The sequence below is a fragment of the Rathayibacter sp. VKM Ac-2835 genome, from assembly GCF_013266705.1.
Taxonomy (GTDB): domain Bacteria; phylum Actinomycetota; class Actinomycetes; order Actinomycetales; family Microbacteriaceae; genus Rathayibacter.
In genome coordinates this window covers 63,877-80,484 of record NZ_JABSNQ010000003.1, presented here as the reverse complement: position 1 = coordinate 80,484, position 16,608 = coordinate 63,877, and the positions used below count along the sequence as shown (strand labels likewise).

Sequence of the window (16,608 nt, the reverse complement as noted above, 5' to 3'; positions counted from 1 at the left end):
TGAACGCGTCGTTACGGGTTCGAGAGCATCGCTCGGCTCTCGGTCGGGCGGGGCGGATCGCGTCGATCTGAACCTCTGTTCAGGCTCGCCGTCCGTGACCGTTCCGTGACCTTCAGACGGGCCCTTCACTGCAAAGGTGAGCATCGCTCCTTAAAGCTGAGGGGAATTCATCGAAGGTTCGGAGAAACCATGGCTCGACATCGTCTGAAGAAGGCCGTGGTTCCTGCCCTCGCTGCAGTGCTCGGCGTCGTTCTGTCGGTCTCCGTCATCGACGCCGGCTCGGCCTCGGCGATGACGGCGACCCTCGCCGCCGAGCATGCCGCCCGTCACAAGGAAGCACAGGCGCTGGGCACTGCGGATCCGGGAGTGATCCCGCAGGAGGAGTCGGTGCCGGCGCCGCTTCCACCGCTGACGCCGCTGGGAACGACCGACGGCGAGATCCCCGTCGGCGACGTGGCTCCGGTGCGCACGCCGTCCCCGCCCGCGACGGCGGCTCCGTCCCCTTCCAGTGCCCTGAGCATCCCGTTCGGCTTCGACCCGGACACAGCAACGGTCCTCGAACGGGATGAGTTCTCGACGACGTACGACGGGGGCGACGGCTCAGAGGTGACGAAGGTGTCGCTCGTCCCCAGCTCGATCGAGGACCGCTCGGGCGCCTGGGTGCCCATCGAGACCGAGCTGGCGACGACCGGTCCGGCGGCCTGGCTCGGTCGGGGCGGTGCGGAGGTGGACCTCCATCCGTTGAAGCCGGAATTCGCCGAGCACGCCGACGATGCACCGCTCCTCTCGTTGACCAACGACGACCATTCGCTCGGGTTCGCGCTGCGCGGCGCTGCATCGAGCGTGCTCGAGCGGGATCTCGCTCCCTGGGCGGACAGCGAGGCGAAGAGCCACCTCGAGTACCGCGAGGTGCTCGCCGGCGTGGATCTCGTCTACGACGTCACGGAGGGTGCTGTGAAGGAGAACCTACGGCTGAACCGGGTGCCCGCCGTAGGGGAGTCGTCGTGGACCTGGGCGATCGATGCTCCGGGCCTGACGGCGAGCCGGGATGCGCTCGGGAACGTGCTCTTCGCTGACGCGAGCGGCTCCACGATCTTCTCGATGCCGGCTCCTGTCCTGTGGGACTCGTCGGGGACCAGCAGGAACGCCGACGCCGAAGCCCGCGGTTCGTTCGGATCTCTAAGGTCGCGAAATCTCCCAAATTCGTTCGCGGGAAGCCCAATCGGCCAGCTTACAATAAAGCTAGAAAGGCATCGCATAACAGTTTGATGGCACGATCGAGCAGGGCCTACCGCAAGCCCGAGGCGTTATATGGTGCATATGACTCGTTCAGATTCGTTTCTGATCATTACTCGAGGTACTGGACTCGAAAGAAAGGGCGTCGCTGAATGATGTCGCGTGAGGGTCGGACCGGAGGTGGCGTTAAGGGCTTGCTTTTTCCGGCGCTGGTATCCGTCCCAATCTTCGGGCTTTTGGTGGCAGCCCATGCTTGGATCGAATTGTCGATCTTCGCAGCTGTGGCCATATTTACCGTGATCGCCCGCGCGTACCTCGCCCGTGGTGAAGTGACCTATGACTGGAATTCTTTTCGCGGGAGAGGTCGCAAATCTGTTCCGATCGACCTGCCAAGAGGAAGGAGGGCGATCGCGGTCATCGAGAGCGGCCCTCATGGTCAGACGCTAGCTATCCTAAGTAAGACGGGCAACGGCTGGCAACTGACTATCCCAATGACCAAACAGTCGCAACGCGCGGTGCTGAACGATATGTCGCTCGAAATTCTCGAGTCTCTTCGAGACGAATGGCAGATGCGTTTCTTGATGAAAGGCCGGGCGTTCGATAAGGCTTCAGATCTGGTGGCATCCGGTGAGGCGGGCAGCACTGACGCATCAACGCCCCGACGTTGAGCGGATTAGCGCGCGCGGGGCAAATTCAGTCGAAGCGACGTCCGGTCTATTTTGGTCTGATCGGCGATCAATACGAAGATGTCGCACTTACTACGTTTGGCGAGGGAAGAAGCTTTGACAGCAGAGCGGTCGCGCAAGACATGCTATTTTGTGCATCCTGCTTTTTCGGTACCCGTCCCTGCCGAAGGCAGGTTTCGCTTCGATGTCGAAGAGCGAGACCTGCCGGGTGAGTGGTCGCTGCTCTCCGACCACGATCAGATTGAAGCTTTGCGTCGGAGCTGGCGGGCGGTATCGCGATGGGCTGCGGTCGGCGGTGGATCTCTCATGGTTTCCGAATACCCTCGGTCCCATCGAAACATGCTTGAGCGCTTGGGACTGCGTCCAGATCACCCACTCGAAACTGCAAGAAGTGACCGCCTGGTGCGAGGATGGAATGAGCCGACCGCTGAAATCGTCCACATGTTGGAGGCGCTGTTCGAGGTGCCCTACCTCTGTTTGGTTATTATCCGTGACAGTGGTCCTCGAGTCGAGGTGCGTGATCTCTCGTGGGACGCGGTCTACGTCTGGGCTGACCGTATTGGGTTGGAATCTCTGTCCAATGCCATCCGGCCGTAAGTGCGCATATGAATCAAGCCTTTCCCGATTATGAAGATATTGATTTCTGAGGGCGGCGATGGCGGACCTGTTCGAACTCCGGAAATCGCCGAGACACCTTCTCGCGTCTTCGGTTCACGAGGCGGTCTCCGTTCAGAGCGGAGAACTCTGCTGGGTCTCACGGGGACATCGGAGTCTCTGTCAGATCTGGGACCAGGACGACTATTGGGAGATCTCCTTCGACGAGAAGGCGACGGGTCGGGTTCTCGACATCCTCGGCGATCTCGATCGCAGGCGGTTCCGCCTGGTCGGCCTCCGGGTGGCGGGAGTCACGATCGGATCCTGGGTCGAGACCGAGGAGGGGCTGCCGCTGGTCTACGAGCTCGCGAGGCCGGGCGTGAGAGAGCGACGCGGGCTCGGCCGGTGCGTCGTGCTCTCGACGTTCGGCTGACTGACGATCGCGAAGGCACGGCTGACCCATGGACTCGGTGACTCGGCTCGGAACGCTGCTGGCGCGTGAGGGTCGCCTCGTCGCGGTGGAGCGGGACGGGCGGCTGCTGCGGGTGGCCTCCCTCAGCGGAGGCGGACTGTCGGCCGCCGTCGTCGCGTCGGCGAGTCGGTCGATGCACGTCGCGGCGATCTCCGGAGTGCACCGCACGGCGTTCTGCCTCCTTCGCGACGACGTCCCTGAAGCGTCGGTCGCCGAGCCGGTGGTGTGGGCGGTCCGTCGCCGGCGCGGGCTCGTCCGCGATCCGATCCTCGGCGCGGAGCGGAGGCTGCGGGTGCTCGGAAGGGTCTTCGTGCTCGAATCCGATCCCCCGCCGGATCTCACCGTGATGGTGGAGAAGGTTCTCGCTGCACGGGAGGTGCTGTGGGAGGCCGATCTCGCGTTCGTCGCCTCGGAACGAGCGGACCTCCGCGACGAGTATGACGACGTCATCGCCTGTGCCTTCTGGGCGAGTGCGCGCGGGAGGGCAGAGGAGGTGCTGTCGGCCCACATCGAGGGCAGGTACTTCGCCGAGCCCCTCGACCGAGAGGAGAAGGCCTGCCTCCGTGCGCTCGCCGAACGGGTGCTGCGGGTCGTGACGGCGGAGGGCCCGGAGTGATCGGGGGAGTGGCGGCGGCCCTCCCGTAAACTGGCTCGGGCTGGTCGCCCTGTCGCGACTCCTCCGTCGCACGGCCGGCCCCGCACCCGGCGTCTCCGGGTACTGCCGTTTCGCACAGCGAAGGACACGCCATGCCAGCAATCGTCATCACCGGCGCCCAGTGGGGCGACGAGGGCAAGGGACGCGCGACCGACCTGCTCGGCAGCCGCGTCGACTACGTCGTCAAGTTCAACGGCGGCAACAACGCCGGCCACACGGTCGTCGTCGGCGACGAGAAGTACGCGCTGCACCTGTTGCCCTCGGGCATCCTGACGCCGGGCGTCGTCCCCGTCATCGCGAACGGCGTCGTCGTCGACATCGAGGTGCTCTTCCACGAGCTCGAGGCGCTCAGCGCCCGCGGCGTCGACGTCTCGAAGCTGCTGGTCAGCGCCAACGCGCACGTCATCACCAGCTACCACCGCACCCTCGACAAGGTGACGGAGCGCTTCCTCGGCAAGCGCCAGATCGGCACCACCGGCCGCGGCATCGGCCCGGCCTACGCCGACAAGATCAACCGCGTCGGCATCCGGATCCAGGACCTCTTCGACGAGAACATCCTCCGGCAGAAGATCGAGGGCGCCCTCGACCAGAAGAACCACCTGCTGGTGAAGGTGTACAACCGCCGCGCGATCCTGGTCGAGCAGGTCATGGAGGACCTGCTGCAGTACACGGAGCGCCTGCGCCCGATGGTCGCGGACACCTCGCTCGTCCTCGCCCGGGCCCTCGACGCCGGCAAGACCGTGCTCTTCGAGGCCGGCCAGGCCACGATGCTCGACGTCGACCACGGCACCTACCCGTTCGTCACCTCCTCCAACGCGACCTCGGGCGGCGCGGCCACCGGCTCAGGAGTGGCGCCCAACCGCATCGAGCGCGTCATCGCGGTCATCAAGGCGTACACGACCCGAGTCGGCGCCGGCCCGTTCCCGACCGAGCTGTTCGACGAGTGGGGCGAGTACCTGCGCAAGCAGGGCTTCGAGTTCGGCACCACCACCGGCCGCCCGCGCCGCTGCGGCTGGTACGACGCCCCGATCGCCCGCTACTCCGCGCGGATCAACGGCGTCACCGACTTCGTGCTGACCAAGCTCGACGTGCTCTCGGGCCTGGAGACCATCCCCGTCTGCGTCGCCTACGAGGTCGACGGCGTGCGTCACGACGAGGTCCCCGTCTCGCAGAGCGACTTCCACCACGCGAAGCCGATCTACGAGGAGTTCCCCGGCTGGCAGGAGGACATCACCGGCTGCCGCGAGTTCGCCGACCTGCCGCAGGCCGCGCAGGACTACGTCCGCGCCCTCGAGGCGATGAGCGGCGCCCGATTCTCCGCGATCGGCGTCGGGCCGGAGCGCGAGCAGGTCGTCGTCCTGCACGACCTCCTCGACTGAGGCTTCCGGGACCGACGCGCGCGAGGGCCGCAGGCGGGGGATGATCGGCTGGTGCAGATCTACGCCGACCTCCCCGCCGTCCGCGCCCGTCAGATCACGGCCGACGCCCTCGCGCTCGCCGTCGCGGTGATCGCGATCGCGGCCGGGATCGCCGTCGGCTCGCTGATCGCGGGCCTCGCCGAGATCGGCCGCCGCCTCGAGAGCGCCGGCAGCGGCTTCGGGTCGACCATGAGCGACGCCGGCTCGACGCTCGGCGGCATCCCGCTGCTCGGCGACGCCGTGCGCGCGCCGTTCGACGAGGCCAGCGGCGCCGGAGCGGTGCTCGCCGCGGCCGGGCGCGACCAGCAGCAGCTCGCGAGCGCGCTGGCGATCGTGGCCGGCCTCGCGATCGCCGGCCTGCCGCTGCTCCTGCTCGCCGTGGTCTGGCTCCGCCCGCGCCTGCGCTTCGCCCGCCGCACCGCCGAGCTGCGCGCGCTCGGCGCGACCCCCGGCGGCTCCGAGCTGCTGGCCCTCCGCGCCCTCACCGAGGCGACCCCGCGCGAGATCCTCGCCGCGCACCCGCAGGCCGTCCCCGCCTGGCGCGCCGGCGACCCCGCCGCGACCGCCGCCCTCTCCGCCCTCACCCTCCGCCGAGCAGGCCTCCGCTGAGCCCTGCCCTGACGCACGTGCTGATCCCCGCCGCGAGATGCCACTTGAGTACGCGACACGCCGTGGAAGCTGTACCGAACTGGCATCTCGCGGGGGTCGGAGGGACCAGGGCGGGTCCCCCGGCAGGATGACGGCGGGGGCCACCCGGGGCGACGACCGCGACGGACCCAGCTCCGTAGCGTCGGAGGCATGCAGAACCAGACCTCCTCCGTCGTGGCGCGCGTCGAGGGCGTGCGCAAGCTCTACGGCAGCACGCCGCCCGTCGTCGCCCTCGACGACGTCACCCTCTCGATCGAGCGCGGCGAGTTCACCGCGGTGATGGGCCCCAGCGGCTCCGGCAAGTCGACGCTGATGCACGTCCTGGCCGGCCTCGACACCGCCTCGGCCGGCCGCGTCTTCCTCGGCGACGTCGAGATCACCGCGATGGGCGACGCCGAGCTCACCGTCCTCCGCCGGCGCAGCGTCGGCTTCGTCTTCCAGGCCTTCAACCTCGTGCCCACGCTCGACGTGCGGGGCAACATCCGCCTCCCGTTCGAGCTCGACGGCCGCCGCGTGACGGCCGAGGAGGAGGAGTGGATCGCCCGCCTGATCGAGTCGCTCGGGCTCCGCGAGCGCCTCACCCACCGCCCGCACGAGCTCTCCGGCGGCCAGCAGCAGCGCGTCGCGATCGCCCGCGCGCTGGCCACCCGCCCGCAGCTGATCTTCGCCGACGAGCCGACGGGCAACCTCGACTCGCGCACCGGCCGCGAAGTGCTCAGCCTCCTCCGCGCCTCGACCCGCGAGTACGGCCAGTCGATCGCGATGGTCACCCACGACCCGATCGCGGCGGCCTTCGCCGACCGCATCGTCTTCCTCCGCGACGGGGCCGTCGTCGACGACCGCCGCGGGATGAGCGCCGAGGAGATCTCGCGCGCGATGCTCTCGATGGAGGGGGCGTCGTGAGCGCCACCCGCACCGGCCTGCGCGCCGCCTCGGGCCAGGGCGGCGGCGCGATCATCACCGTCGCCGCGCTCTCCGCAGCGTTCGGCGGCGTCCTGGTGATGGTCATCGCCGACCTCGTGGCGGCGTTCGACGCCGCTGGTCTCGACGGCATCGCGCAGGCCGCGACGACGCTGGGCGTGGTCGGCGGCGTCTTCTTCGGCATCGCCGTCTTCGTCGGCGCGATCGTCACCTCGAACGCGGTGTCGACGGTGATCGCGGGCCGCACCCGCGAGATCGCCCTGCTGCGCCTGCTGGGCGCCTCCGGCCGCTCGCTCCGCGCCGAGGTGGTGCGGACCGGTCTCGTGCAGGGACTGATCGGCGCGGCCCTCGGCCTCGTCGCCGCCGTCGTCCTGGTGGCCGTGGGCGCCGAGATCGCCTTCAGCACCGGGACCTTCACGCGCATCGCCGTGCCGCTGGCCTCGCCCGGTCTGCTGCTGCCGGCCCTCGCCGTGATCGCGTCGACTGTCGTCGCCTCCTGGGCCGGCTCCCGCCGGGTGCTCTCGGTGGCGCCGTCCCAGGCCGCCGGGTCCGCCGCGGAGCCCCGCTACGACGAGCTCCGCGGGCGCACGGGCCGGAACGTCCTGGCGGTCGTCCTCCTCGTGGTCGGCGTCCTGCTCCTGGTGATCGGCGTCGTGGTCGGGCTGGTCAGCCCGTTCGGCGTCCTGATCGGGCTGGCCGGCGGCATGCTCTCCTTCACCGGCGTCGTCCTCGGCGCGCCGGTGCTGCTCCCGCCCCTGATCGCGCTGGTCGGCCGGGCCTTCGGCGGCGGTCCCGTCGCCCGCCTCGCCTCGGCGAACGCCACCCGCAACCCGGCCAGGAGCGCGCGCGCCGTCATCGGCCTCGTGATCGGAGTGACGCTCGTCACGATGTTCGCGGTCGCCGCCGCGACCTTCGCCTCGATCATGCGCGCCTCGAGCGAGATGAGCCCGGAGATCTTCGCGGCGCTCGACCAGTTCGTCTCGGTCAGCACGGCGATCATGAGCGTGCTGCTCGGCTTCTCGGTGCTGCTCGCGGCCGTCGGCATGGTCAACACGCTCTCGCTGAGCGTCCTGCAGCGCCGCCGCGAGCTGGGGCTGCTCCGGGCGCTCGGCTTCACGGGCGTCCAGGTGCGCTGGATGGTCGTCGTCGAGGCCGCCCAGATGGTGATCGCCGCGGCGGTCCTCGGCCTCGTGCTCGGCGCCTTCTACGGCTGGGCCGGCGCGGTCGCGATCTTCGGCTCGCTGCCCGGCATCGGCCTGGTGCCGCCGACGATCCCGGTCGGGATCCTGATCGCCGTCCTCGCGGTGAGCATCGTCCTCACCGCGGTCTCGGCGCTGCTGCCGGCCCGCCGCGCGACCCGGGTGTCGCCGGTGGAGGCGCTCGCCGTGGCGTGAGCACCCGACCCGGCTGCTCCCGCCACCGAACCGCTCACACCACGGAGAAGCCCTCCGCGAGGCGCTCGCGCCCGCTCAGCGCGAGCAGGAGCTCGTCGCCCCGTCCCGCCCGAGCGGCGAGCGCCCCCGCCATCGCGGAGCAGGCCTCGACCGCTTCGGGCGGGATCGCGTGCGCGAGGCCCGTCGCCCGGGACAGGTCGAGCGTGTGCACGACCAGCTCGAGCACACGCGTCCGCAGGTACTCGTCCAGGGCCAGGGCGTGCTCGCCGATCGCGACGAGGCGCCCGGGCGGCTGCTGCGCGAGCAGCGCGAGCGTCCGCCGCAGCGACTCGGCGATCGGCTCCGCCGGGCGCTCGCCCAGCAGCACCCCGGTCTCGACGCCCCGGCGCGCCACGGCCGCGGGGTCGGCGCGGCCGCCGGCCAGGGCCGCGTAGTAGCCGAGCGCGTCGGACACGGTCGCGGCGGCCGGCTCGTCGGCGAGCAGGTACGTCTCGACCGTCGTGATCGCCCTGGAGGCGTGGCCGGTCAGGCCGCGGACGTCCCAGACGCCCAGTCCCGGGCGCTCCCACTGCTCGTCGCCGATCCGCTCGACGAGGTGGAGCAGGGCGCCGGCGGAGGCGGCGAACATCGCGGAGCTGTCCATGGACCTCATGCTGGCACGCGTGCTGGACTCCTCGGCGGGCGCCGGGACCACCAGACTGTCCGGATGAGCAGCCCCGCCTCCTCCGCCCGCCCGGGCCGCGCCGTCCGTCCGCTCCCGGCCGTGCTCACCGGCCGCCTCGTCGTCCTCGAGCCGCTCACCGAGGAGCATCTGGAGCCGCTCCGCGCCGCGATCGGCCGCCCCGAGGTGTTCGCCGCGGGCTACGGCGGCGGGCCCGCCGGCCTCCCGGACGGCGCCGAGGCGTTCCGCGCCTTCGCCCGCCGCTACTACCCGTGGGAGACCGGCAACCCGTACGCGGTGCTCGTCGACGGCCGGGTCGTCGGCACCTCCTCGCTGACCGACTTCGACGAGCGGCGGGAGGGGACGCACCTCGGCTGGACCGCGTACGCCCCCGAGGTCTGGGGCACGGCCGTGAATCCGGAGACCAAGCTCCTCCTGCTCGATCTCGCCTTCGGCAGCGGCTTCTCGCGGGTGAAGCTGCAGGCGGACGCCGCGAACGCGCGCTCCCGCGCGGCGATCCTCCGCCTCGGCGCGGTCTTCGAGGGCGTGCTGCGGCACGACCAGCGCCGGGCGGACGGCTCGTGGCGCGACACGGCGGTGCACTCGATCCTGGTCGAGGAGTGGCCGGCGGTCCGCGAGGGGCTCGAGCGCAGGATCGAGGCGCTATCAAGCCCGCTCCCGCCGCGCAACCCGGATGCTCCCGGTGGGCGCTGAGCGGTAGGAAGGACCCATGGAACGCATCCACTACGCCGGCAGCTCGGTGCTCACCGGAAGCCGGATCGCGCACTCGCTCGTGGGCTACGCCGAGGCGCTCGCGCTGCGGAAGGGCGCGATGTCGGTCGACATCCCGATCCGGCGCGCGTCCGGCGAGCTCGGCCGGGCGACCCTGCTGATCGGTCCGGCCAGCCAGCTCTTCTCGGAGACCGAGGACGACGGCGGCGAGGAGATCGTGGACGCCGCCCTCGTGGAGAGGCTCACGAACGAGGCGGCACGGCTCGGCGTGTCCCAGCCGCTGACCGAGGAGGGCGGCTCGACCGTCCCGCAGCTGTCCGATCTCGAGATCCCGCGCTTCGACTCCGACGACGATCGCTCCTGAGCGACACCTCCGGGGCGGATAGAATCGCCCCGTACCGTCCGGCCGTGCCCCCGCCGGCTGGACTGCACTGCGAACGGAGACCGCCCTCATGGGCCGATTGATCTACGACTCGACTCTCGAAGCCGACTTCGACGACCGCCTGCTCGCCCACCTGCAGATCGTCATCGGATCGAAGCTGTCGCGCAACGAGTCCTTCTACCTCTCGTGGAAGGACTCGCAGTCCGTCGGCGACGGACGGACGTCGATCTGGCTGCACCCGGCGATCCCGCTGCGCTTCAAGTACCACGGCGGTCGCGCCCCGGCGATCAACCCCGACTGGATCCGTCAGCTCCTGGCCGATTCGCACAGCGCGCACGGTCTGCGCATCAGCGAGGAGCCGCACGGCGGTGCTCGCCAGACCGAGGAGGGCCTGCTGTGAAGCGCGTCGAGCTGATCTACGGCGGAACCCCCTACAGCCTGCACGACACGACGGCCGCGGACGTCCGCGCGAGCGTCGAGAAGGCGCTCGACGGCGCCGCGTCGCGCTGGCTGACCGTCAACCAGGGCGAGGGCCAGCCTCGCGAGACCTCGATCCTGATCACTCCGGGAGTGGCGTTCTCCGTCGCCGACGTCGCCCAGTGACCCTCCGGCAGTGACCCTCCTGGGCTGAGTCGCGCCTCCCGGCCGACCGGGCGCGTCAGCCCGTGAGCAGCGCCGGGAACTCGCCCGGGATCTCACGGGCGAGGTAGCCGGCCGGGCCGAGCCGCCGCACCAGCACCGAGTCGGCCTCGGTGTGCAGGAACGCTCCCCACGCCGCCGCTCCCTGCGGGTCGAGACCGCGGGCCCGGAGGCCTGCCGTCGCACCCGCGAGGACGTCGCCGCTGCCCGCCGTCGCGAGGCCGGGGTGCTCGCCCTCGATGCGCACGGCGTCGCCGTCGGGTGCCGCGATGACGTTGAAGAGGCTGACGACCGCTCTGTAGCGCCGCGCGACGGCGATCGCGGCGGCCTCGACGTCGTCCACCTCGGAGCCGAGCAGCCGCGCGGCCTCCTCCGTGTTCGGCGTGAGCAGCAGGCGGCCGGCGAGCGCGCGGGCGACCCGGCGCTGCCCGGGGAGGACCCCGAGCGGGAAGGCGTCGAGATGGACGGCGGGGACGCCGGCGAGCAGCGGCGCGAGGGCGCGCAGCGTCGCCGTGGTCGCCTTCGGGTCGTCGAGTCCGGGGCCGACCAGCGCGACGTCGGCGCTGCCCAGCTCGCCCTCGAGCGCGGAGAGCCCACGACCCGAGATCGAGCCGCCGCGCGTCTCCTCGAGCGACACGACGCCGCACTCGGGGAGCGCCACGGCGGTCGCGGCGGCGACGGACTCGGCGACGCAGAGGGTGATCCGCCCGGCGCCGACCCGCAGGGCCGAGATCCCCGCGAGGATCGCCGCTCCGGGTGTCTTGCGGGCTCCGCCGATCACGACCACGTCGCCGCGGGCGTGCTTCGAGCTCGCGGGATCGGGCAGCGGCCAGCGCCGTTCGAGCAGGGCGCGGTCGACGACGGCGCTCCTGTGCGCGGTCTCGCTCCTGTGCCTGGTCTCGCTCATGAGTCGGTCCTTCCTCGCGAGTCGTCGCCGCTGTCGACGGCGGTGTCGACGGGGGTGTCCTCGCCGGTGTCGTGGCGGGTGACCGGCGCGCTCGACTCCTCGAGGTGCGCGGTCTCGTTGAAGCGCTCGAGCGTCCAGGCGTCGCCGTCGCGGACGAGCCGGGTGACGGAGGCGTTCGCGACCGGGGTCGCCCTGCCGATGTCGAGCAGCTCGCGCTCGGTGAGGCCCTCGCAGACGGAGCGGATGATCAGGACGACGGCGTCGTGGCAGAACAGCGCGACCGGCCCGGCCGGCGCGACGACATCGAGGTGGTCGAGGAACGAGCGCACGCGCTGGGCGAGGTCGGTCCAGGACTCGCCGCCCGGCGGCCGGTAGTAGAACTTGCCGAGCCAGTCGCGCCGCGCCGCCTCCTCGGGGAAGCGCGCGCGGAAGCCCGCCGTGGTCAGACGGTCGGCGATGCCCAGGTCGCGGTCGCGGAGCCGCTCGTCGAGGCGCGGCGCGAGGTCGAGGCCCGCCTCCTCGAAGGCGAGCTGCGCGGTCGAGGACGCGCGGAGGTACGGCGAGGACCAGGCGGCGACGGGCGCGTTGCCGTCGGCGAGCCAGCGGCCGAGGGCGCGGGCCTGCTCCCGGCCGGCCGGGGAGAGCTCGACGTCGGGATCGCGCCGGTCGACGGCGATGTCGTGGGCGCCCTCCGCCTCGGCCGCGCTCGCGGCGATGTTGGCGACGCTCTCGCCGTGGCGCACGAGGAGGAGCTCGGTCGGTCCGGTGCTGCGGGGTCCGGTGCCGGACGGGCGCGTGCTGTTCGGTGAGCGCATTCCTCCATCGTCCGCTCCGCCGCCCTCGCCGCCGAGGGGCTTCCGCCGGGCGAGGAGCAGTTGCTACGGGCGGCGCCGGCCGCTCCGGCAGCGGCTAGGGTCGGTCGCGTGAAGCTGACGCGGACCCGACCGGCCCTGACCCTCTCTCCGCGTCGGGCGATCTCTCCGGCCCCGGCGATCGCCGCGGCCCTGGCGGTGCTCGCGCTCGCGGGCTGCACCGCCCCCGCCCCCGAGGTGGTCGCGTCGAACGACGTGGCGGCCCGCGAGGAGTCCCGCGACCGCGTGCTCGCGCTGGTCTCCGCCCTCGCCGGCCCGCAGGACGACGCCTTCGGCTACGCGCGGCTCGCGAGCGACCAGGCCGTCGAGGGCGTCGACCTGATCGGCATCGAGTCGTACGACGCCCTCAGCGAGGGCGGCGAGTTCGGGGCGCTGTCGTTCCGCACGCCGGTCGACGCCGCGGCCTTCCCGGACGTCGCGGATCTGCCGGAGGCCTACTGCTTCCGCGCGCCGTTCGCCGCAGCCGGGGCCGTGGTCGACGACGCCGACGGCGGCGGGGTCTCGGTCATCGACTGCCCGGCCGACGCCGAGACGATCACGCCGCCGGCCCCGTAGGAGCGTCGACCGCCGCGACGACGGCCGCGAGCGTCTCCGGGTCGCTGAGGATCCGGAAGTGGCCGCCGGTCTCGATCCGCACGTTGACGGCGCCCTCGAGCATGCTGCCCTCGGGGATGTGCGGGTCGAAGAGGCCGAAGACCGAGGTGATCCGCGCGTTCGCACCCGCCCGGCTCGAGAGCAGCAGGGTCGTCGCGTCGCGGGGCGAGAACGAGCGGAGGCTCTTCAGCAGCAGGTAGGGCGCGTAGCGCGAGCCGCCGAACGGCGTGGCCACCGCGACCATCCGGTCGACGCGGCCGTCGGGGTCGAGCTCGGTCATCACGTACTTGCCGATCAGCCCGCCCTTGCTGTGCGCGACGATCACCACGTCGCGGAGGTCGTGCTCTGCGAGGTAGGCGGCCACGTCCTCGGCGGTGCGGGCGACCGGGCGGCCGTTCCAGCCGAGGCTGGTCAGCACGTGCATCGGGTGGCCGCGGCGGTGCAGCGGGTCGATGATCGGGCGGAGGAAGGCCCAGGTCTCCCAGATCCCGGGCAGCACCACGATCGGCCGCTCGGTGCCGTCGAGGTAGTAGTCGGGCGCGCGGCGCGAGACGAAGGCGCGGACCTGCCAGGCGACGGCGTAGGCGTAGTCGCGGATCCACCAGACGGCGTCGCGGACGAGGTGCGTCATGCGGGGACCGCGGCGGGGACGGGAGCGGGAGAGGCGTCGGCGGCGAAGGAGGCCAGGGCGAGGGCGAGGGACTCCGGCTGCGTGCGGGGGACCACGTGGCGGGAGCCGGCGAACTCGAGCAGGCGCCCGTCGGCGGCGTGCGCGAGGAGGCGCTCGCACCAGTCCCGGGTGGCGATCGGATCGTCCTTCCCGCGCACGATCAGCACGGGCCGGGTCACCGCCGCCAGCCGCCGCTGGATCGGGTAGTGCAGCATCTCGGGCAGCTGGCGCAGGTACCAGGCGAGACCGCCGCGGACGTAGTCGGCGAAGAGCAGGGCGTCGACTCCGAGCGGCTCACCGAGGCAGTCGCGGGCGAGCGCGAGGCCCTGCCGCGTCGCCCCGGGGCGCTGCGGGTCGACGACCGGGCCGATCAGGACCGCTCCCTCGACGAGGCCGGGTGCGCGGGCGGCCAGCTCGACGGCCACCTGAGCGCCCATCGAGTGGCCGACGACGATCGCGCGGGTGACGCCGCGCTCCGCCAGCACCCGCTCGACGAGGCGGGCGTGGTCGGCGATGCCGACGCGCCGGCGGGGCGAGCGGTTGGCGCCGAAGCCCGCGAGGTCGACGGCGACGACGCGGCCGTGCGCGCGGAGGGCGACGGCGAGCGTCGAGAAGGTGTGGTGCGACATCCCGATGCCGTGGATCAGGACGAAGGTGCGGCCGGAGCCTGCGCGACCGGTCGCCAGGGTGCGCAGCTCGATGCCGTCGATCTCGTGGCGCAGGGCGGACGAGCGGGGGCGGCGGGGCATGCCTTCAAGGCTAGGCAGGTGCCGGGCTCGACGCGCGGGGGTGCGCGGCGCCGGTCGGGTGGGCTAGGCGGTCGAGCCGGCCACGGGTGTCAAGCGGCTGCTGCGGTGGGGAGGCGGTGCCTAGCGTGGGACCAGGACGGCGGACGCCGCCCGCGGAGGGACATCATGCGGATCGCGATCGTCGGAGCGACGGGCAACCTGGGCACGGCCCTGCTGAGGCGCCTCCGGCGGGAGGCGTCGGTGGAGGAGATCGTCGGGATCGCCCGGCGCGAGCCGCGACCCGGAGCGGACGAGTACCGCGACGTGCGCTGGCACGAGGTCGACGTGGCCTCGAGCGACGCCGTGCGTCAGCTGCGGGAGGCGTTCGCCGGCGTGAACGCTGTCGTGCACCTGGCCTGGGCGCTGCAGCCGAGCCACGACGAGCCGCTCCAGCGCCTCGTCGACGTCGGCGGCACCGCGGCGGTGCTGGCGGCCGCGGCGGCGAGCGGGGTCGGGCAGGTCGCGGTGGCGTCGTCCGTCGGCGCGTACAGCGCGGCGCCGAAGAGCCTGCGCGTGGACGAGAGCTGGCCGACCGGCGGGCTGCACACCTCGACGTACAGCCGGCACAAGGCGGCGAACGAGCGCGCGATGGACGCGTTCGAGACGGAGCACCCGGAGGTCGTGCTCACTCGGCTGCGCCCGGGACTGGTCTTCCAGCGCGGCGCGGCGACCGAGATCGCGGGGCTGTTCGCCGGGCCGCGATACCCCACACGCTGGCTGCGGGCGGTCCGGCCCCCGATCCTGCCGCTGCCGCGGACGCTGATCTTCCAGGGCGTGCACGCGGACGACGTCGCGGACGCGTTCTGGCGGGCGCTCGATCGCCGGGCGGGCGGGGCGTTCAACATCGCCGCGGAGCCGGTGCTCACGCCGCAGCGGATCGCGGACGTCGTCGGCGCGCGGCTCGTGACGGTGCCGGCGGGGCTGCTCCGCTCGATCGTCACGGCGACGTGGCGCCTGCGGCTCCAGCGCACCGATGCGGGCTGGCTCGACATCGCCACGAACACGCCGGTGATGTCGACGGAGAGGGCGCGGACCGTGCTCGACTGGGAGCCGACGACGACGGCCGAGGAGGCGCTGCGCGAGCTGCTCGACGGGCTCGCCGATCGCGCGACGGTCGCGGGCTCTCCGCCGCTGCGCGGCTGACCGCACCGGCGCTGTCGGGTCCATGCTGGTCGAGTAGCGCGCAGCGCGTATCGAGACCCACCACCGGACGACGGCGGATCTCGATACGCACTCTGCGAGGGCTACTCGATCAGCATGGATCGCGCGGGGGGCTGCCCGCTCGGCATCGCCCCGCCCCTACTCCGCGGCGACGCGGATGAGCACCTTGCCCGTCACATTGCTCTCGACGGCGTCGTGGGCGGCGGCGGTCTCCTCGAGCGGGAACCAGGTCAGCGGCAGGCCGGCCTCCTCGCCGACGGGGAGGGCTCCGTCGCGCAGGGCCGCGGTGATGTCCTCCGCCGCGGCCTGGAGCGGGGCCTCGCCGACCGTGTAGAGCAGCAGGCCCTGCCAGCGGGCGTTCTTGGCGAAGCTCGGCACGATCGGGATCGAGAAGTCGTCGCCGTTGTTGTTCGCGTAGTAGCCGATGCTGCCGTGGTTCGCGAGCACCTCGACGTCGAGCGCGGCGTTCTGCGTCGGCGCGACCTCGACGATCTGCTGGACGCCGTCGGGGGCGATCTCCAGGATCTTCGCCGCGAGCTGCTCGTCCGGGTACTGCAGGACGTGCTGCGCGCCGGCGGCCGTCGCGAGCCGCGCCTTCGCGTCGCTGCTCACCGTGGCGATGACGGTCGCTCCGGCCCAGACGGCGAGCTGGATCGCGGCGTGGCCGACCGCTCCCGCACCGCCCTGCACCAGGACGGTGCGGCCGGCGAGCGCACCGGGAGCCAGGCGGGCGGGCCCCTCCTCGTGCACGGTCAGGGCGCGGTGCGCGGTCATCGCGGGAACGCCGAGGCTCGCTCCGAGCTCGGCGTCGACGCCCTCGGGCAGCCGCACGACGTGCTCGGCGGCGAGGACGGTCGACTCCTGCGCGGAGCCGGTCGGCCGCTGGTGGGCCGCCAGATAGAACCAGACGCGGTCGCCCACGGCGAGGCCCTCGACGCCCTCGCCGACGGCGTCGATCACGCCGGAGCCGTCCTGGTTCGGCACGACCTCGGCGAAGGGCGGCTCGCCACCGGCGCGCGCCTTCCAGTCGGTCGGATTGACGCCGGAGACGAGGACGCGCACGCGCACCTCGCCGGCGCCCGGCGTGCCGGCCTCCCGGTCGACGAGCGAGAGGACGGAGGAGGAACCGGAGCGGGAGTAGACGATGGATCGCATACGACCCAGAAGCGCCCGAGCCC

20 protein-coding genes are annotated in these 16,608 nt (G+C 72.1%); 14 read left to right on the top strand and 6 right to left on the bottom strand.

Features of this window, described 5'->3' with window-relative positions; all coding sequences use genetic code 11:
- Positions 1–189 precede the first annotated feature (189 nt).
- The 8 genes from HRK28_RS14150 to HRK28_RS14115 all read left to right on the top strand — a co-directional run bounded on the left by HRK28_RS14150 (position 190) and on the right by HRK28_RS14115 (position 8,024).
- Positions 190–1,269 carry a hypothetical protein gene (locus tag HRK28_RS14150; protein WP_173252081.1) on the top strand — a complete coding sequence of 360 codons (1,080 nt, stop codon included), beginning with the start codon at positions 190–192 and terminating at the stop codon, positions 1,267–1,269.
- Between the two features lie 119 nt (positions 1,270–1,388).
- Positions 1,389–1,904, top strand: a complete 516-nt coding sequence (locus tag HRK28_RS14145) for a hypothetical protein (protein WP_173252080.1) — start codon at positions 1,389–1,391, stop codon at positions 1,902–1,904.
- 673 nt (positions 1,905–2,577) lie between these two features.
- A complete protein-coding gene (locus tag HRK28_RS14140) occupies positions 2,578–2,949 on the top strand; it encodes a hypothetical protein (RefSeq protein WP_173252079.1) in 372 nt (123 codons plus the stop codon).
- A gap of 172 nt (positions 2,950–3,121) precedes the next feature.
- Positions 3,122–3,604 (top strand): hypothetical protein, encoded by a 483-nt coding sequence (locus HRK28_RS14135; RefSeq protein ID WP_173252078.1) that lies wholly within the window; start codon positions 3,122–3,124, stop codon positions 3,602–3,604.
- A gap of 131 nt (positions 3,605–3,735) precedes the next feature.
- On the top strand, positions 3,736–5,022 hold the full coding sequence (locus tag HRK28_RS14130; RefSeq protein ID WP_123736253.1) for an adenylosuccinate synthase: 1,287 nt from the start codon (positions 3,736–3,738) through the stop codon (positions 5,020–5,022).
- Between the two features lie 51 nt (positions 5,023–5,073).
- Positions 5,074–5,670 carry a hypothetical protein gene (locus HRK28_RS14125; RefSeq protein ID WP_173252077.1) on the top strand — a complete coding sequence of 199 codons (597 nt, stop codon included), beginning with the start codon at positions 5,074–5,076 and terminating at the stop codon, positions 5,668–5,670.
- A gap of 189 nt (positions 5,671–5,859) precedes the next feature.
- Positions 5,860–6,612, top strand: coding sequence for an ABC transporter ATP-binding protein (locus HRK28_RS14120; RefSeq protein ID WP_123447122.1), 753 nt, complete (start codon positions 5,860–5,862; stop codon positions 6,610–6,612).
- Positions 6,609–8,024 carry an FtsX-like permease family protein gene (locus tag HRK28_RS14115; protein WP_244231706.1) on the top strand — a complete coding sequence of 472 codons (1,416 nt, stop codon included), beginning with the start codon at positions 6,609–6,611 and terminating at the stop codon, positions 8,022–8,024. The genes HRK28_RS14120 and HRK28_RS14115 overlap by 4 nt, the downstream gene beginning before the upstream one ends.
- 34 nt (positions 8,025–8,058) lie before the next feature.
- On the opposite strand, the gene HRK28_RS14110 is transcribed toward HRK28_RS14115, so the two are convergent.
- Positions 8,059–8,667 (bottom strand): maleylpyruvate isomerase N-terminal domain-containing protein, encoded by a 609-nt coding sequence (locus HRK28_RS14110; RefSeq protein WP_173252076.1) that lies wholly within the window; start codon positions 8,665–8,667, stop codon positions 8,059–8,061.
- A gap of 63 nt (positions 8,668–8,730) precedes the next feature.
- On the opposite strand from HRK28_RS14110, the gene HRK28_RS14105 reads away from it, so the two are divergent.
- From HRK28_RS14105 to HRK28_RS14090, 4 genes are all read left to right on the top strand, one after another.
- Positions 8,731–9,399 (top strand): GNAT family N-acetyltransferase, encoded by a 669-nt coding sequence (locus tag HRK28_RS14105; RefSeq protein ID WP_173252075.1) that lies wholly within the window; start codon positions 8,731–8,733, stop codon positions 9,397–9,399.
- Between the two features lie 16 nt (positions 9,400–9,415).
- Positions 9,416–9,781 carry a hypothetical protein gene (locus tag HRK28_RS14100; protein WP_173252074.1) on the top strand — a complete coding sequence of 122 codons (366 nt, stop codon included), beginning with the start codon at positions 9,416–9,418 and terminating at the stop codon, positions 9,779–9,781.
- Between the two features lie 88 nt (positions 9,782–9,869).
- Positions 9,870–10,199: an ATP-dependent DNA ligase gene (locus tag HRK28_RS14095; RefSeq protein WP_160085894.1), complete on the top strand. Its 330-nt coding sequence runs from the start codon at positions 9,870–9,872 to the stop codon at positions 10,197–10,199.
- Positions 10,196–10,402 (top strand): hypothetical protein, encoded by a 207-nt coding sequence (locus tag HRK28_RS14090; protein ID WP_160085891.1) that lies wholly within the window; start codon positions 10,196–10,198, stop codon positions 10,400–10,402. The genes HRK28_RS14095 and HRK28_RS14090 overlap by 4 nt, the downstream gene beginning before the upstream one ends.
- 55 nt (positions 10,403–10,457) lie before the next feature.
- Here HRK28_RS14090 and HRK28_RS14085 read toward each other — a convergent pair whose 3' ends face one another.
- Entirely contained in the window at positions 10,458–11,345 is an 888-nt protein-coding gene (locus HRK28_RS14085) for an ADP/ATP-dependent (S)-NAD(P)H-hydrate dehydratase (RefSeq protein ID WP_160085889.1), read from the bottom strand.
- Positions 11,342–12,160 carry a histidine phosphatase family protein gene (locus HRK28_RS14080; RefSeq protein ID WP_173252073.1) on the bottom strand — a complete coding sequence of 273 codons (819 nt, stop codon included), beginning with the start codon at positions 12,158–12,160 and terminating at the stop codon, positions 11,342–11,344. Before HRK28_RS14080 ends, HRK28_RS14085 begins: the two co-directional genes overlap by 4 nt.
- A 108-nt stretch (positions 12,161–12,268) precedes the next feature.
- Here HRK28_RS14080 and HRK28_RS14075 point away from each other — a divergent pair, with 108 nt between their 5' ends.
- On the top strand, positions 12,269–12,772 hold the full coding sequence (locus HRK28_RS14075) for a hypothetical protein (protein ID WP_160085885.1): 504 nt from the start codon (positions 12,269–12,271) through the stop codon (positions 12,770–12,772).
- On the opposite strand, the gene HRK28_RS14070 is transcribed toward HRK28_RS14075, so the two are convergent.
- Positions 12,753–13,442 carry a triacylglycerol lipase gene (locus tag HRK28_RS14070; protein ID WP_173252072.1) on the bottom strand — a complete coding sequence of 230 codons (690 nt, stop codon included), beginning with the start codon at positions 13,440–13,442 and terminating at the stop codon, positions 12,753–12,755. The genes HRK28_RS14075 and HRK28_RS14070 overlap by 20 nt on opposite strands.
- A complete protein-coding gene (locus tag HRK28_RS14065; protein WP_173252071.1) occupies positions 13,439–14,230 on the bottom strand; it encodes an alpha/beta fold hydrolase in 792 nt (263 codons plus the stop codon). Before HRK28_RS14065 ends, HRK28_RS14070 begins: the two co-directional genes overlap by 4 nt.
- Before the next feature lie 165 nt (positions 14,231–14,395).
- Between HRK28_RS14065 and HRK28_RS14060 the strand changes: the two genes are divergently transcribed.
- On the top strand, positions 14,396–15,412 hold the full coding sequence (locus HRK28_RS14060; RefSeq protein ID WP_173252070.1) for an NAD-dependent epimerase/dehydratase family protein: 1,017 nt from the start codon (positions 14,396–14,398) through the stop codon (positions 15,410–15,412).
- Positions 15,413–15,568: 156 nt separating this feature from the next.
- Here the strand turns inward: HRK28_RS14060 and HRK28_RS14055 are convergent, their stop codons facing one another.
- Positions 15,569–16,585, bottom strand: coding sequence for an NADPH:quinone reductase (locus HRK28_RS14055; RefSeq protein WP_173252069.1), 1,017 nt, complete (start codon positions 16,583–16,585; stop codon positions 15,569–15,571).
- Between the last annotated feature and the right edge of the window lie 23 nt (positions 16,586–16,608).

Bases quoted from the DNA above. Each gene is read 5' to 3' on its own strand.
- HRK28_RS14080 (WP_173252073.1), bottom strand. From the start codon at position 12,160: ATGCGCTCACCGAACAGCACGCGCCCGTCCGGCACCGGACCCCGCAGC.
- HRK28_RS14130 (WP_123736253.1), top strand. From the start codon at position 3,736: ATGCCAGCAATCGTCATCACCGGCGCCCAGTGGGGCGACGAGGGCAAG.
- HRK28_RS14135 (WP_173252078.1), top strand. From the start codon at position 3,122: ATGCACGTCGCGGCGATCTCCGGAGTGCACCGCACGGCGTTCTGCCTC.
- HRK28_RS14105 (WP_173252075.1), top strand. From the start codon at position 8,731: ATGAGCAGCCCCGCCTCCTCCGCCCGCCCGGGCCGCGCCGTCCGTCCG.
- HRK28_RS14145 (WP_173252080.1), top strand. From the start codon at position 1,389: ATGATGTCGCGTGAGGGTCGGACCGGAGGTGGCGTTAAGGGCTTGCTT.
- HRK28_RS14110 (WP_173252076.1), bottom strand. From the start codon at position 8,667: ATGGACAGCTCCGCGATGTTCGCCGCCTCCGCCGGCGCCCTGCTCCAC.
- HRK28_RS14150 (WP_173252081.1), top strand. From the start codon at position 190: ATGGCTCGACATCGTCTGAAGAAGGCCGTGGTTCCTGCCCTCGCTGCA.
- HRK28_RS14070 (WP_173252072.1), bottom strand. From the start codon at position 13,442: ATGACGCACCTCGTCCGCGACGCCGTCTGGTGGATCCGCGACTACGCC.
- HRK28_RS14060 (WP_173252070.1), top strand. From the start codon at position 14,396: ATGCGGATCGCGATCGTCGGAGCGACGGGCAACCTGGGCACGGCCCTG.
- HRK28_RS14095 (WP_160085894.1), top strand. From the start codon at position 9,870: ATGGGCCGATTGATCTACGACTCGACTCTCGAAGCCGACTTCGACGAC.
- HRK28_RS14120 (WP_123447122.1), top strand. From the start codon at position 5,860: ATGCAGAACCAGACCTCCTCCGTCGTGGCGCGCGTCGAGGGCGTGCGC.
- HRK28_RS14065 (WP_173252071.1), bottom strand. From the start codon at position 14,230: ATGCCCCGCCGCCCCCGCTCGTCCGCCCTGCGCCACGAGATCGACGGC.
- HRK28_RS14085 (WP_160085889.1), bottom strand. From the start codon at position 11,345: ATGAGCGAGACCAGGCACAGGAGCGAGACCGCGCACAGGAGCGCCGTC.
- HRK28_RS14055 (WP_173252069.1), bottom strand. From the start codon at position 16,585: ATGCGATCCATCGTCTACTCCCGCTCCGGTTCCTCCTCCGTCCTCTCG.
- HRK28_RS14100 (WP_173252074.1), top strand. From the start codon at position 9,416: ATGGAACGCATCCACTACGCCGGCAGCTCGGTGCTCACCGGAAGCCGG.
- HRK28_RS14140 (WP_173252079.1), top strand. From the start codon at position 2,578: ATGGCGGACCTGTTCGAACTCCGGAAATCGCCGAGACACCTTCTCGCG.